Origin of the sequence: Sphingobacterium sp. UBA3549 (assembly GCF_002376635.1) — a bacterium.
Classification (GTDB): domain Bacteria; phylum Bacteroidota; class Bacteroidia; order Sphingobacteriales; family Sphingobacteriaceae; genus Sphingobacterium.
In genome coordinates, this window is sequence record NZ_DFOE01000029.1 from 16,253 (window position 1) to 31,604 (window position 15,352).

At 42.1% G+C, this 15,352-nt stretch carries 14 protein-coding genes and 1 tRNA gene; 8 read left to right on the plus strand and 7 right to left on the minus strand.

Annotation, left to right across the window (positions count from 1 at the left end):
- Positions 1 to 24: 24 nt before the first annotated feature.
- Genes B2W36_RS15180 through B2W36_RS15205 form a run of 6 tightly spaced genes read right to left on the minus strand, consistent with a single transcriptional unit; the run spans position 25 to position 8,086 of the window.
- Entirely contained in the window at positions 25 to 1,164 is a 1,140-nt protein-coding gene (locus tag B2W36_RS15180) for a cytochrome-c peroxidase (protein WP_293888510.1), read from the minus strand.
- Positions 1,165 to 1,171: 7 nt separating this feature from the next.
- Positions 1,172 to 1,825, minus strand: a complete 654-nt coding sequence (locus tag B2W36_RS15185; protein ID WP_293888512.1) for a hypothetical protein — start codon at positions 1,823 to 1,825, stop codon at positions 1,172 to 1,174.
- A gap of 42 nt (positions 1,826 to 1,867) precedes the next feature.
- Positions 1,868 to 3,247 carry a RagB/SusD family nutrient uptake outer membrane protein gene (locus B2W36_RS15190; protein WP_293888514.1) on the minus strand — a complete coding sequence of 460 codons (1,380 nt, stop codon included), beginning with the start codon at positions 3,245 to 3,247 and terminating at the stop codon, positions 1,868 to 1,870.
- A gap of 19 nt (positions 3,248 to 3,266) precedes the next feature.
- Positions 3,267 to 6,515, minus strand: a complete 3,249-nt coding sequence (locus B2W36_RS15195) for a SusC/RagA family TonB-linked outer membrane protein (RefSeq protein ID WP_293888516.1) — start codon at positions 6,513 to 6,515, stop codon at positions 3,267 to 3,269.
- On the minus strand, positions 6,502 to 7,518 hold the full coding sequence (locus B2W36_RS15200; protein ID WP_293882972.1) for a FecR family protein: 1,017 nt from the start codon (positions 7,516 to 7,518) through the stop codon (positions 6,502 to 6,504). Before B2W36_RS15200 ends, B2W36_RS15195 begins: the two co-directional genes overlap by 14 nt.
- Before the next feature lie 43 nt (positions 7,519 to 7,561).
- Positions 7,562 to 8,086 (minus strand): RNA polymerase sigma factor, encoded by a 525-nt coding sequence (locus B2W36_RS15205; protein WP_209577845.1) that lies wholly within the window; start codon positions 8,084 to 8,086, stop codon positions 7,562 to 7,564.
- A gap of 441 nt (positions 8,087 to 8,527) precedes the next feature.
- Here B2W36_RS15205 and B2W36_RS15210 point away from each other — a divergent pair, with 441 nt between their 5' ends.
- Both B2W36_RS15210 and B2W36_RS15215 read left to right on the plus strand, forming a co-directional pair.
- On the plus strand, positions 8,528 to 10,174 hold the full coding sequence (locus B2W36_RS15210) for a glycoside hydrolase 43 family protein (RefSeq protein WP_293888518.1): 1,647 nt from the start codon (positions 8,528 to 8,530) through the stop codon (positions 10,172 to 10,174).
- Between the two features lie 103 nt (positions 10,175 to 10,277).
- Complete coding sequence (locus tag B2W36_RS15215; RefSeq protein WP_293882964.1) at positions 10,278 to 11,306, plus strand: pectinesterase family protein; 1,029 nt, start codon at positions 10,278 to 10,280, stop codon at positions 11,304 to 11,306.
- Positions 11,307 to 11,385: 79 nt separating this feature from the next.
- On the opposite strand, the gene B2W36_RS15220 is transcribed toward B2W36_RS15215, so the two are convergent.
- Positions 11,386 to 11,459 (minus strand) — tRNA-Ile (locus B2W36_RS15220).
- Between the two features lie 89 nt (positions 11,460 to 11,548).
- On the opposite strand from B2W36_RS15220, the gene B2W36_RS15225 reads away from it, so the two are divergent.
- The 6 genes from B2W36_RS15225 to B2W36_RS15250 all read left to right on the plus strand — a co-directional run bounded on the left by B2W36_RS15225 (position 11,549) and on the right by B2W36_RS15250 (position 15,227).
- On the plus strand, positions 11,549 to 12,181 hold the full coding sequence (locus B2W36_RS15225) for an HAD family hydrolase (protein WP_293882961.1): 633 nt from the start codon (positions 11,549 to 11,551) through the stop codon (positions 12,179 to 12,181).
- 90 nt (positions 12,182 to 12,271) lie between these two features.
- A complete protein-coding gene (gene rpsU / locus B2W36_RS15230) occupies positions 12,272 to 12,466 on the plus strand; it encodes a 30S ribosomal protein S21 (protein WP_209577848.1) in 195 nt (64 codons plus the stop codon).
- Positions 12,467 to 12,566: 100 nt separating this feature from the next.
- Entirely contained in the window at positions 12,567 to 13,448 is an 882-nt protein-coding gene (locus B2W36_RS15235) for a tyrosine-type recombinase/integrase (RefSeq protein WP_293882958.1), read from the plus strand.
- A gap of 14 nt (positions 13,449 to 13,462) precedes the next feature.
- Positions 13,463 to 13,822 (plus strand): ribosome hibernation-promoting factor, HPF/YfiA family, encoded by a 360-nt coding sequence (gene hpf, locus B2W36_RS15240; RefSeq protein ID WP_209577850.1) that lies wholly within the window; start codon positions 13,463 to 13,465, stop codon positions 13,820 to 13,822.
- 177 nt (positions 13,823 to 13,999) lie between these two features.
- A complete protein-coding gene (locus B2W36_RS15245) occupies positions 14,000 to 14,374 on the plus strand; it encodes a DUF6686 family protein (protein ID WP_209577851.1) in 375 nt (124 codons plus the stop codon).
- A gap of 325 nt (positions 14,375 to 14,699) precedes the next feature.
- Positions 14,700 to 15,227: a ferritin gene (locus B2W36_RS15250; protein ID WP_209577852.1), complete on the plus strand. Its 528-nt coding sequence runs from the start codon at positions 14,700 to 14,702 to the stop codon at positions 15,225 to 15,227.
- The last annotated feature ends 125 nt before the right edge of the window (positions 15,228 to 15,352 follow it).

Below are 15,352 nucleotides of genomic sequence, written 5' to 3' on the forward strand. Positions count from 1 at the left end.
CCTCATCGCAAGATGAGGATTTTTTTATTCGGGCAATTTTGGAGTCATCATACGTTGTTGCGTACTACCACTGATCGCTCCCAGAAATTTAAGCACAGCGTTAATCTCTTCATTCGTAAGGTTTAGCTTTTTCAGCTTTGCCGAATGTATAGGCCTTGTTTTTGGGTCTATCGTAACGCTGCGTTGTATTGGTTCGGGATTACCGAGATTATAGAGCTGTACGACATCTAACAGCGTTGGAAAATTACCGTGGTGCATCCAGGGGCCAGTTAGCGTAATCTCCCGCAATGAAGGCGTCCGGAATGCGCCTATGTCTTCCTGTTTACCGCTAATATGGTAATGGCCGAAATCCTGCTGCTTGGTACCATATAACGTCTGTCCATCGTTGTGAAACTGATTATCTGAAAATAAAGGCGTATTGTGACAGTTGATACAGCGTGCTTTTGTCCGAAAAAGATGCAGCCCCCATACCTCTTCATCCGTCATAGCATTCTTATTTCCCTGAACAAAGCGGTCAAACTTGCTGTTATAACTACGAATGCCCCTTTCAAAAGTTGCAATCGCCTGTTGAATACGCAAGATACTGACCGTGCTGTCTCCAAAGGCCGATTGGAACAACGGTGCATAACCAGCGATCTCCTGAATATGGCGCACAGCTACTTGGTGGTCGGTGTTCATCTCCACACTGTCGGTCAGCGGAAATAATACCTGCGCTTCCAAGGAAGATGACCGTCCGTCCCAGAAGAAGGAGCGGTAGTAACCGACATTGTAGAGGGTCATGGCATTTCGTTTTCCTACCCGTCGACTATGTCCATGGGCCAGACTCTTGCCATCGCCCCAGCCCAGTTGCGGATCATGACAGCTCACACAGGCCAACTGTTTTGTTGCCGAAAGCCTGGGATCGAAAAACAATATTTTTCCCAGCGCCGACTTTTCCTTGCTAAACGCATTATCGGCAGGATATTGAACATTGGGCAAGGTGCCAATATCGACAAAATTTGCCTTTACATCATCATCCAGATGTGGTTTCGGCCATCGCTTGCTATCGCCGGAGGAATATAATTTGCGCCATAAGGCAATATCAGGAATATCCTGATCCTGCACAAAAGACAGTAAGATCAGGATGACGCCCAATGAACCAAATACAAGTAATCTTCGTATCATTTGTTGTTTACAATTCTAACGCTTTGGTGCTTAATTTGTATTTACGGGATACTTTATTGGATCCACCGATCGCTGTTTCGTTAAAATTCACCTCCAGGTCGATTAAGCCTTGTTTTAAATCATACGTCCCCGCACCACTGATACCGATTTCGAAAAATTCCATATCTTTCCGTTCTGTGGCAGATTCGGTTTTCTTGTAGATTTTTACCTGTTGCTCCTTTACAGTCACTTTGCCGAGCTGGTCGTTATGCTGATCTGGTAAGAATTGCAATACCTGGTCCACATTGATACCTGCCGTTTTAATGTTTGTCGTACCGATCTTATCGCTATATAGTGTGACCATCTGGAAAAGATTGACGCCACTATCTGTTACATAGGGATTCGTAAATCCCATATAGGTGGTGTCCGTTGTGGACACTGTAGGATAATGTGCCCGAATACGTTTTCCCCAGGTTTCTGTGGCGTCATCAAAGCGGTAGATGTATAGTTCAAAATAAGGATCTGTACTGGTAAAGGTAGCTATAGCATTGTTGTCCGGCTTAGGAACATATTCGGGCTCTGGAGCCACATTACTATCTTTACTACAGGAGATGGTGAAAAATAGGATACTGCAGATAGTGACGAATTTGGATAACTTAAGGATTGCTTTTAAACTGTTCATGTCGTATTTTATTAATTTGTATTTTAGTGTTGCTGATTAATATTAATAGCCAGGATTCTGTATCATGCGCTTATTGGAAAGCACCGACTGCTTTGGGATGGGCAATACCATATGATCATTTGGAAAAGTGACGTTACAGTTTGTCCCTGTACAGTCATTGCGCTTAACAGATAGCCCCCTGCGCATCAAATCAAGGTATAAAAGTCCTTCAAGACAAAGCTCACGGCGACGTTCGTCGAGGATCTCATTGATCAACAGATCTTTTGTGTTGAAAACGTAAGCTCCGAGCTTCGGATTACCGCGGAGTCGGATGGCATTCAAACTCAAAACAGCCTCATCGGTATAGCCTAGTTCAGCTGCTGCCTCCGCGTGAATCAAGTACATTTCCGAGAGGCGGATCAACTTGACACTAGTTACTGCCGTTTGTAGTGTTGGATATTTAAATATCCCACCGGCTGCTCTTACATCATCTTGGCCAAACAGTCCGAGGAGATCCTGACTTGGCCTAAACTGATAATAGGAATTACTGGCCTCCTTGACATAGTAACTACCGATTGAGTTGCCGGAATAATTGCTCGGAACGGCCAGCTCAAGAATAGATTCTTTGGTATTGGCCTGTTTCCAGCTGTCGATGTACTCAGCATGGTTATAAAGGGAATAGTTTGCTTTGAGCAGTTCGGCGCTGAAGGCATAAGCCTTTTGCCAATCGTTGCGATTGAGGGCCAGCCTTGCCTGAAGCGCTTTACTTGCCTGTAGGTTCATGTATATTTTGGTATTGCCCTCAAATACGGTTTTGCTATTGGCAAATAACGAATCAGCCAGATTCAGATCACTTTCGATATGTTGGTATACTTCTGCCACCGTAGAACGTGCTATTTGTGCATCTTTAGGGAGAATTGTGCTTTTGGCAAGTATGATACCCATATGCGAAGCATCCTTTGTATAAAGATAGGGCTGCGCATAGAACTGTACGAGATCAAAATGAACCAATGCCCGCAAGCCATACGCCTGCGCCATGATATGGTTGCGTTCAAGTGTACTGATATTGGTTATTGCCGGGACGCGTTTGATGATATTATTGATGGCATTGAGCAACGTGTACTGATAGCTGTATAGCTTGTTCATCGAATCATTGTCTGCATCAGTCTCAAATGAATAGACATCTAACAGCGTTGTTCTACCCGCTGCGGCAAATGTCAAATTGCCACCGAGTAGATCGGGATAAACCATGCGTACACCATTGTAGTAGTCCGACTGAAATAGGTTGTTGTACACCCCTGCAAGGGCTGATTTTGCGCCCTGCATATCGGAGAAAATAAGGTCTACCGAAACCTCGTTTTCCGGTTCTTTATCTAAGAATTTTGAGCAGCTCATTGTGCTCCAGGCCAAAAGGAAAGCAACACTTAGTGTCTTTATGTTCATAACTGGAATTATTGAAAGATTAAAGTGTGGTTCGTAAACCAATCGAAAAATTACGTGTCTCAGGATAGATAAATCGGTATTCGCGGATGCCGTTTCTGCCCGCCGGACTTTTGTCTTTGAACCAATAGAATACATTGGTCACATTGAAGCTCAATGCTGTCTGTCCTATACCCATCCGTTTCATTAAACGATCGGCCAGACGATAGCTTAAGGAAGCGTTACTTAGCTTGATATAGGTCATGCTGTACAAATAACGGGAAGAGTTATTAAGTGGTGAGCTGGAGTTTAGCTTTGGAATTGCCGTGATATCGCCCACCTGCTGCCATCGATCCAGTAAATTGACCGACATATTGGAGTTTGACAGACTATTTCCATCCCGTAAATAGGTTGTGGCTACAAACTTGTTGCCGCCAAGATTATATTGTAAATTGAGCGTAAGCTGAAATCCCTTCCATCCCAAATTGTTAATAAGACTACCCTGAAAATCGGGCATCGCATTCCCCAGCAATTGGTAGGCGCTCTGCCCCAAAGCCCGTATTTCGGTTCTGTTGACCACATCACCATTGGGGGTGTAGAAACCTTCCTCCCCGGTATTGGGATTTACGCCGGCCCATCTGATCCCCCACAATGATGTAGCGCTGTATCCTACCCGCTGGCCTGCACCTATGTTATCTGAGGAGTTTGCAGCATACAGCTCAATCAATGGATTATTAAACGAAGTCACCTTGTTTTTATTCCAGCCACCGATAAGCATACTGTTCCATGTGACCTTGGACTGTTTTAACCATTGGTAGGCAACGCTCAAATCCAGTCCTTGATTGTACATGTTTCCTGAATTGAGCGGCATACCACCATAACCTGTTTCCAGTGGCACACTGATATTTGCGATCAGATTGCGGATATTGTTTCGGTATAAATCCAGTGCCACACGTAACCTATTGAAAGCATTCAGGTCAACGCCAACATTAAACTTGATATTCGTTTCCCAGCCTAAGTCCGGATTTTCCGCCGCAGAAGAAGATGGGCTTGCACTTATCTGTCCGCCATAGGTCACATTGTTGAATTTGTATAAACCTCTCGACGCATAGGATCCAATCCGCGAATTGCCTGTCGTTCCGAAGCTACCGCGTAAACGCAAAAAGTCTATTGCCTGAATGGCTTGCATAAATTTTTCATTGCTGATATTCCATCCCAATCCAAGCGCTCCATTCAGCGCCACCTGTTTGTCGCCACCAAACATAGACGACTGATCTGCACGGCCACTGAGAGAAGCATAAAATCGCTTGTCATAGTCGTAGTTCATCTGGACATAGTTGGATACTGTCGCGTCCGAGATTTTCGACGAAGAAGACGTCTTGGTGCTTGCGAGCCCGATTGCGATGACGCGGTCGTAGGTAAATCCGCTACCCTGCCCAACTAGTAAATTGCTGTATTGATCTTTTAGCTCCATCCCCGCAATTCCGACAAAGCGGTGTCCACTTCGCCATTTTGGACTGTAGGTAAGCTGTAGCATGGAAGTCCAGCTGTATGTCGTTCGGTCATTGATGCGCAGACGCCCATCTTTGGCAATGGAGGCGCCGGCGATACCCGAAAGAAAAGTTTCCTGCTTGGACTGCAGCATATTTCCGCCTATCGCTCCGCGCAAGCTTAGAAAAGGTAAAAGTGCATATTGCAGTTCGATCCGTGCGGTCCCTGTAAAAGCCAACGCTTTATCCGTATTTTCGGCTAATGCTGCGACTGGATTGACGAGGCCTAAGAAGGTGCTGTAACTTCCATCTTCCTGATAGGGGGGTATATTGGGCGGCATATAAGCGGCATTGGCGAATTGGTCGAGACCTTCCCGCCGCATCAGTGCCGGCGATATGGTGGTGGTCATTTGAAGCCTGTCGCTAAACTGATTATAATAACGTATAGAGCTTGTGTATTGCTTCAAACCATTTCCAGGACTGGCGTTTTGCTGATTACGGTAGCCCATGGAAAGATAATATGTATCTTTACCTTTCCCGCCCGAAAGAGACAGATTGATATTATCATAACGTGCATTACGTGACGTCAGTCCAAACCAGTCGGTATCGATGGTGTTGCTACCTGCCTTTTTTGAGGCATCAGTTGCCGTTGAGCCCGTATTTATATAAAACTCTCGCAGTAATTCGTAGTATTGCGGTCCGGAGAGTAATTTCATTTGGTTGATAAACGTGGAGACCCCGGTATTGTAAGAGGCTGTTAGCTGTGCCTTGCCACTGCGACCAGATTTGGTCGTGATCAAAATAACACCATTTGCCGCGTTTGCGCCATAGATTGCTGTTGCGGCAGCATCCTTAAGTACTGAAATGGATTCAATATCCAATGGGTTGATTCCTGCGATCGGATTCAGCAAGGTCTCCCCCGTGAATAGTGAATTGGCATCGCCTATTTCCTGTTCTTGTACAACAACACCATCAACAACGTACAGCGGCTGCGAAGAGGTCGATCGTCCGGTATTGCTTGTTAGGTTTGTCAGTGTTCCCTGGCCGCGAATATGAAGCTTAACAGGGGTGCCTAGGGAAGTGCTGGGTTCGACATATAATCCCGGCACTAGTCCTTCCAGCATTTTATCTACGCTTTCTATTGGCCGGTCGGCTTGCAAATCCTTGGCGCTGATCGTATACACACTCCCAATCATCTCTTCGCGTAGTTTCGGTGCTTCGTAGGTGCTGCTGACAAATACTTCCTCAAGTTGTTGATCTAATGGAACCAGTTTGATCCGCTGAAATGCGGTATCCACCTTAATGTCGTAATTTTGATAGCCCAAGTAACGTATTCCAATTTCCTGGCCGCGATTTTCAGCTGCGGTCAGTATGCGATATCGTCCTAAACTATCAGTGCGATAGGTTTTGTTTTCTTTCCTAAGTATTAGCGTCGCTCCGGCCAATGGCAAGCCTTTTTTTGCATCTGTCACTACACCGTTGAGCAATATGGGCTTAGCTGCCTTGCTGACGGCAATAACGTTAGAGCGTTTGATTCGCTGAAAGCGCAGCTGATGTGTCGATGCTAGCCTAGACAAATACGTGTCTATGTTCTCTTTGGCCGTGGGAAGAGGAACACGGCGCTGCAGTCCGATGGAAGCGTCGTAGGAAAAATGTACGGCGTGCTGCTGGGTCAATAATTTAAAAGCAGTTTCCAAGGTTCCTTGCCCGGGCGTGCTTTGTGCGGAAACGGCCCCAGCGGATAGTAGGAAAATGGTGTTCAATAAGAAGGTTCGTCTTACTGTTTCTTTAATAAAGCACATACGTATCTTTTGCTATTTTTTTTGATGACAATTCTTTTGAAAAACAAATCGCGGCGAGTGCAGCCTCAACAGGCAGCTTCTCAAAATGCCCGGTATATCTCCATCGCGCATCGGGTTTGCGGAGGGAGAGGTGGATGCCATAATATTGCGTCATTTTCCGGGCGACTTCAGCGAAAGGAGCATTTTGAAAATGTAAAATACCTTCCGGAAAATTATTGATCTGTGTGGGCGCAAATTTATCGAGATGGATATTCGTAGTGGTGACATACCCCTGTTGCCCAGGATTGAGCAGAATTTGTTTTTTATTGTTGCGGTTGGTCAGTTTAATCTTTCCGGAAAACAAACTTACACGGGTGTTTTTTGAATCAACTTGCTCCACCAAAAATTGTGTCCCCAATACCGTCACTAAGGCATTATCTGTTTTTACTGCAAATGTGCGGCCTGCGTTTTTTGAAATATTAAAGTGTGCATCACCGTTCAGCAGAACACACATGGTATCCTTACTGAAATGTTTTGGATAATGTAGTGTACTTCCACCCATCAACGTAATCTGGCTTCCATCACTGAGGTTAACCTTGATCATTCTGCCATTTTTGGTAGCGACATGAAGCCATTCTTCAGTAGAGGTAGGATGTAAGGCGAGCGTAGGTTGAGTCGTGCCTTTAAGAAAAATCTGATGGAATGAAAATGCACCGATGAGTAGGATAGAAGCTGCAGCAATCCATCGCCATTTTCCTCCTAGCTGATGTGTTTTTGCAGTTGCTTTGCTTTCCAGCTTTGCAAATAGTTTATCTTTTTCAACTTGCAATTCCCCTTCGCTGATATGCACGTTTAGGGCATCCAACATGGTCCTTGCTTCAGTAACAAGATGTAATTTATCTGGATTTTCTGCAATCCATGTCGTCCAAAAATGAATTTCCGCTCGTTTTGCGTTTCCATTGTGATAAGACACAAAACTCTCATCGGTTACTAAATCAACGCTGTCGTTGTAAATTTTTTTCATGTATATATGAGTGTAGAGGAGAGAAATCCAGATTTTTACCGGATTATTTTTCATTTTTTTTCTTTAAAACCTTAATGGCTTCATAAACAAGGTTATAGATTGTTCGTTGACTATTTCCAGTTTCAGATGCAATTTGTTCATAAGACTTGTTTTGAAAAAACCTGAGATCAATCACCTGTCTTTGTTTCGGGGTGAGGGATTCCAAAGCTTGAATTAAACGGGTACTCGCTTCGCGAATGGATTCCTGTTGTATGAGGACCGTCTCGTGTGAAGGAGCATTGTCATTGGACCGATAATTTGTTATCGCCAATTTTTCATCCAATAACCGACGGTCATTCAGAATACGGCGCAACCATGTCATCAAATATGATTTGATATTATCGACAGGAGGCAGGCGGTCACGTTTTTCCCATAATTCTAAAAATAGATGTTGTATACCATCTTTTACGGCTTCACGCGAATATCCTAGCATCATGCCATAGGCAAAAAGCTCTCTGTATACTAAGTCATATAAGGATTCAAAGGCCTCACTCGACCCTTTCAATGTAGCTATCCAATGTTGTCTCATGGTGTGAATGGCGCAAATCTACATTTTTATTTAGAATAATTACAAATAAGATTGCTGTTTGGATCGCGCTTGAATGGATCTATTCGCTTCTTGCTGTTGATATCACGTGGCTTAGATCAAACGTATTTCTCATTCTTCCCGTCGATTAAATTTTGACTATTGTTAAAAAGTTGCAGCAAAAGCCTTAAAGGTCAATAGCGTATGATTGGCGGTTGGTGCGTTCAAAGACGATTGCTAGTTAAGCAGATTGAATGGTCGGTTTCGATGGTTCTTTTGAGATCGTTTGCGTAGAAAAAATAGTAGAATACATTCGTAAAAAGCTATTTTTAACTGGTAACCAATTTTTAAAAAGTAGCAGATAAACCTAAGGTGTCATTTCATAGCATGCTGGTTATAGAAATGAGCTTAAGAATTTAAATGAATATTTTATGCTCGAATTTTATGATAAGAATTGAAAATAAAACGATTGGAACGAGTTGCCTGATCGCTTATATGACCTTGACTAGCTGTTTATTAGCATTCGGACAGAATTACACTTCTGAGGTGTGGCGTCCGGATCTTGGAAATGGAAAATTTAAAAATCCTATTATCCATGCCGATTATTCCGATCCGGACGCGATCCGTGTAGGGAAAGATTATTATATGGTTTCCTCCAGTTTTCATCACAGTCCAGGCCTTCCCATTCTACATTCCAGAGATATGATCAACTGGACGATTGTAGGTCATGCGCTGCAGCGGCAAGTGCCCGAAGCAGTATTCCGTAGCGTGCAACATGGCGGAGGAGTATGGGCACCTTCAATTCGATACCACAATGGCGAGTTTTATATCTATTATCCCGATCCGGATTTTGGAATCTATCAAATAAAAACAAAGGATATCCGGGGGACATGGTCAGCACCAACGTTGGTTTTCCCAGGAAAGGGATTGATCGATCCCTGCCCGTTTTGGGATGAAGATGGTCGTGCTTATTTAGCTTATGCCTATGCGGGGAGCCGTGCAGGCTTGAAAAGTGTTCTGGCAATAGCAACGATGAGCGCTGACGGAACTCGTGTATTGGATCGCGGTATAATTGTTTATGATGGGCATGAATTGGACCCTACAATTGAGGGACCCAAAGTATATAAGAGGAATGGATACTATTTTTTGTTTGCACCAGCGGGTGGGGTTTCCACGGGCTGGCAATTGGTTTTGCGTTCGAAAAATATTTATGGGCCCTATGAGCGTAAGGTGGTTATGGCGCAGAACAATTCGGCAGTTAATGGTCCGCATCAGGGTGCTTGGGTAGATACTCCTTCTGGGGAGGACTGGTTTTTCCACTTTCAGGATAAAGAAGCCCTAGGACGTGTGGTGCATCTTCAGCCGATGGTCTGGAAAGAGAATTGGCCCATCATCGGCGAGGATAGCGATGGAAATGGCATAGGTACCCCCGTGACGACCTATAGAAAACCTAACGTCGGAAAGCAGGTCTCTGCTTCGGTCAATCCTCGGGAATCTGACGAGTTTGAGTCTCCTCATTTAGGATTGCAGTGGCAATGGCAGGCTAATCCGGATGGCACTTGGCTTATGCCATCACATGAGGGTAAGCTCCGGCTCTATAGCCAACAAGAGCCTCAAGGAAGTAAAAACCTAATGTCGGCGCCTTATATTATGACGCAAAAGTTTCCTGCAGAAAATTTCAGTGCGACAGCAAAAATACGACTGCGTCCCAATGAGAAGGAACTTGGTGAAAAAGCAGGACTGGTGGTGGTCGGTGAAGATTATTCCCAGCTTTTTATACGTAAAGATAAAGGTCAATTTCAACTTTACTCTGGTCGTTGTTCAGGGGCCTATGCTGGTCATGCGGAAAATGTGCAGTCCGTTTCTTCTTTGCCGGATGACTTTGTGTATATCCGTGTAGTAGTCAAAGATGGAAATTCCTGTCAATGGTCATATAGTTTGGATGGCAAAAGTTATATACCCGTTGGAGGTCAATTTGAGGCTAAGCCAGGGAAGTGGGTTGGTGCAGCATTAGGCCTCTATGCAAGTAGAGAAAAGCACAGCAATGATAGTGGTTATGCTGAAGTAGACTGGTTTAGAATAGAAAAATAAGGATGCTGCTATCCTACTTTAGTCTTATTGACCGTTTAGGGTAGTTAAAATTGTATGATAATATAATAAGCTCAGCAATAGGGTTTATGCTAAAAACACACTCATGAAGAGAAAAATAAATGTATTTAAGATGCTGCCTGTCGGCCTACTGTTGGGTATACTGTTCACCGCGCTATGTGGGCGGGCTGCTCCTCCCGAATTGATTACAGTAGACCAACAGGGAAAGGGTGATTTTACAAGTATACAAGCTGCAGTAAATTCAGTTCGTGCTTTTCGCGGTGAACAGGCCGTTCGGATTTGGATCAGGAAAGGGATTTATCATGAAAAAATAGTGATCCCAACGTATATCGAAAATATTGAGCTTATAGGTGAGGATGCTATCCATACCAAGATTGTTTTTAATGATTATGCGGGTAAGCAGGTTGACTGTCCAGATGAGCGAGGGGATCTTACGCTTGGGACATTCAGTAGTTATACCTTATTGGTTCGTGGAAGTAGGGTGCTCATCAAGGATTTAACGATCGAAAATGCAGCTGGTCCAGTGGGGCAGGCGGTGGCACTTCATCTGGAAGGTGACCAGATAGCATTGGTCAACTGCCGTCTTTTGGGTTTTCAGGATACTTTATATCTGGGTAAAAGCGGCGCAAGGAGCTATTTTTTCGATTGCAGTATCAGCGGAACAACAGATTTTATTTTCGGGCCGGGCATTGCATTTTTTCAGCAATGCCGGATTCTATCCCTGCGAAATTCGTATGTCACAGCTGCTGCTACACCTCAGGGGCAAAAGTACGGTTATGTCTTTGAGCAGTGTGATTTTGTCGCTGCAGATGCAGCTGTCGATAAAGTATTTCTCGGCAGACCATGGCGTCCCTACGCCAATACGGTGTTGGTAGATTGTACTTTGGGAGCTCATATTGTTCCTGAAGGGTGGAATGAATGGAAGGGTGATAGCTTGTTTCCAGATAAGCATAAAACCGTGTTTTACGCCGAATTGGGATCGAAAGGAGCCGGGGCATTGAATCTTTCCAAGCGTGTGGAATGGTCACATCAGCTTCCGGAAAAAAAACGGGATATATATAAGCTGGATCGTGTACTGGGCGATTGGAACGTTAAAAAGATGATCACGCCGTAGCTGTTGCACCAAAAAGGCGGTCGGTGTGATAAAGCAAAAAAGCGGATTTTCTAGCTAGAAAATCCGCTTTTTTGCTTTGTGCTCCCACCTGGGCTCGAACCAGGGACCAAAAGATTATGAGTCTTCTACTCTAACCGACTGAGCTATAGGAGCAGGTCTGTAATTTTGTCAATTTAAACAGCTGTTGTGCACTTTTGACGATGCAATTATCGATATTTGTATCGATATTTCAAAATAATTCGATGGAAAAAATTAAAAATATTGTTCTTGATTATGGGAATGTGATCTTTATGATCGACTTTGTGAAATTGAAAGATGCTTTTACTCAGTTAGGTATAGGGAATGTAGATGCTGTATTTGGACATCATGGTCAAAGTGCACTTTTTGATAATTTTGATAAAGGAAAAATTGATTCGGCTCAATTTCGGGATGGAATAAGAGAATTGACCCAAAATTCGGCATTGGCGGACGACGAGATAGACGCTGCCTGGAATAGCCTGCTGATTGGTGTGCCACAAGGTAATCATGAAATTTTACTTCAGTTGAAAGATCGATATCGGACCTTCTTATTAAGCAATAACAATGCTATTCACTATGCCTATTGTATGAATGATATCCAGCAGAAATATGGCGTTGCAGACAATGAAGTTTTTTTTGAAAAGACCTATTACTCTCATTTGGTGGGAATGCGTAAACCTGATGCGGAGATTTTTGAGTTGGTTATGACAGAACAACAATTGGACCCTGCAGAAACTTTGTTCATCGATGATAGTCCGCAGCACTTGGCAACAGCTAATCAGTTGGGATGGCATACGGCATTGTGTACCAAAGAGAAACCCCTGCAAATTTTACTGGAAGAATTCAAATTGATATAAAAAAATAATTTTGTTTCCCTTTTTAAAAATAATAGCTTACCTTTGTCCCACTTTAAATTTAAAAGCGGCGAAAGGAGGTATATATAACGCATGATTATCGTAAATGTAAAAGAAGGAGAATCTTTAGATAGAGCATTGAAACGTTTCAAAAAGAAATTCGAAAAAACTGGAGTTTTAAGAGAGTTGCGTTCACGTCAAGCTTACGAAAAGAGATCTGTAACTCGTCGCATTCAAGTGAAAAAAGCGATTTACAAACAATCTTTGAATCAAGATCTAGCTAACTAGTTGATTCGTTGATAATTTCAAAATATAAAGGGAAAAGCAATGCTTTTCCCTTTTTTTTGTGCTTTTAAGTTTGTAATTTAAGCCATATAGCAAGGGAAAAATGTTGGAAAAGGAGTTTATTCGGTTTTTGCAAATTGAAAAAAGATATTCAGAACACACAGTTGTCGCTTATAAGCATGAGCTGGATCTGTTTCATTATTTTTTGGGTCGGGAAGGACTGATGGTGCAGGATATCGTGTACCGTGATTTGCGGCATTATTTTGCGCAAATGGTGGAATCTGGAAAGAATGCCAGCTCCGTAAACCGAAGCATGTCTGCATTGCGAACATATTTTAAATTTTTGCAACGTGAGGAATGTATTGCCAAAAATCCCATGACACTTATCAAAGCGTTAAAAACTCCTAAAAAATTACCGGTAGTTGTCGAAAAGGAAAAATTGGTGCGCTTATTGGATCAGATGGAGCAGGAGCAGGATGGATTTGAATCCTGCCGTGATTATATGGTGATGGAATTATTGTTTGGTACAGGCATCCGATTAGCGGAATTGTTGAAAATTAAAGAACAGGATATTGATTTTTTTAATAAAAACATTCTTATATTAGGTAAAAGGAACAAAGAACGCCTCGTTCCGATCAATAATCTTTTATTGAAAGAATTGAAAAACTATTTACAACAAAAAGCGACACAATTTGTTGATACTAATAATAGCTTACTGATCGTTACTAAAGAGGGGAAGCCGGCATACGCCAAGCTGATCTACGATATCGTACATCGGCAGTTGACACTTATTTCCACACAAGGTAAGCGAAGTCCTCATATTTTGAGGCATACGTTCGCAACGGCCCTATTGGATAATGGGGCAGATTTAAATGCAATTAAAGAGCTGCTGGGGCATGCAGGACTTGCGGCAACACAAGTATACACGCATAACTCAGCAGAACGATTGAAGTCAATTTATAAACAAGCTCATCCAAAAGCTTAAAAAAAGGAGGAAAAATGAACATTACTGTGCAATCTATTCGATTTACTGCTGATCAAAAGCTAATCGATTTTATTAAAAAGAAAACAGGAAAATTGGAGCAGTTTTTGGATTCCATTATTGGTGGCGAATGCTATCTGCGATTGGAAAATGTCGATGATGAGGCAAACAAAATTTCGGAAATTAAATTGAATATCCCAGGAAGTCAGCTTTTTGCAAAGGGGCAGGCAAAAAGTTTTGAAGAGGCAACAGATATTGCCGTGGAATCTCTTCGTAGACAGATAAATAAGCATAAAACAAAAACTAAAAATACCGTGATTAATAGTCGTAATGACGTTCTTGTAGTAGAGGAAGAAGAGGAAGAAGAATACGATTAAAAACGATTGAAATAAAGTTATTCATGTAAGAGGTCAGTATCAACTGGCCTCTTTTTTTATGGATAGTGAAGAATTAAAAGGCTTATTTATATTAAATCAAAATAATCTACAGTTTTAGTTGGATTGATTATAAATAATATTTATTTTTGATCGATTTAAATGATAAGCGAAATAAAAATGTCAGAATTGGTTTGTCCGTTAGCACAGGTGGAGGAAGTTTTTTCAACTACAACAGGTAAAGTCTATCAATGTAGCCGCAAAAATTGTTTCTGGTTGGAATATAATAAGGAGACTACTTCTTTCTCGGTATCTGATTTTTTAATGTTCAAAAAACGTATAGATGCCATTGATGTCGAACATATGCTTCATGACACTACCCGTTCGTCGGATTTCGAAATCATCATGCCCTTCCGTACGGAAAGATGTTTCATCTTAGCGGTAGAAGATGTGCTTCAGTTACGTGAATTATTAGACGGAGCTAAATTTATGATCGAGCTGAATAGCGTAATCAGAACGTGTCTTCAGGTTTCGCCATTTGCAGTTTTTGCGTAGTAAATACATCAAACGAATCGTATTAAGCTAATTTTTATTTTAAACAAGCAGTTCATACTGCTGTCCTTTCTCTTTTGTTGCCATACACTATTTTCAACAATAATGTCTCCAATCGTTTTAATTGATCGCTTATCGAAAGTATTGATGAGCTGTATTTGTAATTGTATTGATTCTAAACAAGTTGTGCCCGCTTGGCCTAATTTAGACTGAATTCGTATTACATATTCTTGATACAAATTTTAAAGTTCTGCTGTATCTTTGTGATACAATCAGGTGAGGATGTGTTTCACCTGTGCATGTTTTAGAATTTAAACTTAAGGTAAATATGAAAGATTTATTGAAATTAAAATCTTCTTTGAAAGAAGAGATCGAAAATATATTGAATGCGCAAATTAAAGTTGAAGCTCACTCTTCTGCATTATATTTGGCTATGTCATCTTGGTGTGATGATCAAGGTTTGGAAAACGCTTCAGAATTTTTTGCAAAGCAATCCAACGAAGAGCGTGAACACATGTTGAAGCTTTTCAATTATATCAACAATCGCGGTGGACGTGCAATTTCTCCGGAGGTGATCGGTATTCCTCAAGATTTTGAGTCGTTCCGTGGCGTGTTTGAACAAACACTGGAGCAGGAAATGTTTGTTACTGAACAATTCAATAACATCGCTGATAGATGTGCGAAAGAAAAAGATTATGTTACTTTTAATTTTGTTCAATGGTTCTTGGCAGAGCAGGTGGAAGAAGAGTATGTAGCAAGACGCATTCTTGAATTATTCGATGTAATCGGTGAAGAAGGTACTGGCCGTTGGGAAATTGACAAACACCTTCTTAAAGTTAGTTTTCCAGGTGAATAGTAATTTTTAAAAATAGGTATAAAAAAGCGAGCTGTTTATCCGACAGCTCGTTTTTTTATATACAAAATCACAACTTTTTACGTTAATAGCTTAAGAATTCTTATATTGAATTGTATTATCGCAAA

Bases quoted from the DNA above. Each gene is read 5' to 3' on its own strand.
- B2W36_RS15180 (WP_293888510.1), bottom strand. From the start codon at position 1,164: ATGATACGAAGATTACTTGTATTTGGTTCATTGGGCGTCATCCTGATC.
- B2W36_RS15185 (WP_293888512.1), bottom strand. From the start codon at position 1,825: ATGAACAGTTTAAAAGCAATCCTTAAGTTATCCAAATTCGTCACTATC.
- B2W36_RS15190 (WP_293888514.1), bottom strand. From the start codon at position 3,247: ATGAACATAAAGACACTAAGTGTTGCTTTCCTTTTGGCCTGGAGCACA.
- B2W36_RS15195 (WP_293888516.1), bottom strand. From the start codon at position 6,515: ATGTGCTTTATTAAAGAAACAGTAAGACGAACCTTCTTATTGAACACC.
- B2W36_RS15200 (WP_293882972.1), bottom strand. From the start codon at position 7,518: ATGAAAAAAATTTACAACGACAGCGTTGATTTAGTAACCGATGAGAGT.
- B2W36_RS15205 (WP_209577845.1), bottom strand. From the start codon at position 8,086: ATGAGACAACATTGGATAGCTACATTGAAAGGGTCGAGTGAGGCCTTT.
- B2W36_RS15210 (WP_293888518.1), top strand. From the start codon at position 8,528: ATGATAAGAATTGAAAATAAAACGATTGGAACGAGTTGCCTGATCGCT.
- B2W36_RS15215 (WP_293882964.1), top strand. From the start codon at position 10,278: ATGAAGAGAAAAATAAATGTATTTAAGATGCTGCCTGTCGGCCTACTG.
- B2W36_RS15225 (WP_293882961.1), top strand. From the start codon at position 11,549: ATGGAAAAAATTAAAAATATTGTTCTTGATTATGGGAATGTGATCTTT.
- rpsU (WP_209577848.1), top strand. From the start codon at position 12,272: ATGATTATCGTAAATGTAAAAGAAGGAGAATCTTTAGATAGAGCATTG.
- B2W36_RS15235 (WP_293882958.1), top strand. From the start codon at position 12,567: ATGTTGGAAAAGGAGTTTATTCGGTTTTTGCAAATTGAAAAAAGATAT.
- hpf (WP_209577850.1), top strand. From the start codon at position 13,463: ATGAACATTACTGTGCAATCTATTCGATTTACTGCTGATCAAAAGCTA.
- B2W36_RS15245 (WP_209577851.1), top strand. From the start codon at position 14,000: ATGTCAGAATTGGTTTGTCCGTTAGCACAGGTGGAGGAAGTTTTTTCA.
- B2W36_RS15250 (WP_209577852.1), top strand. From the start codon at position 14,700: ATGAAAGATTTATTGAAATTAAAATCTTCTTTGAAAGAAGAGATCGAA.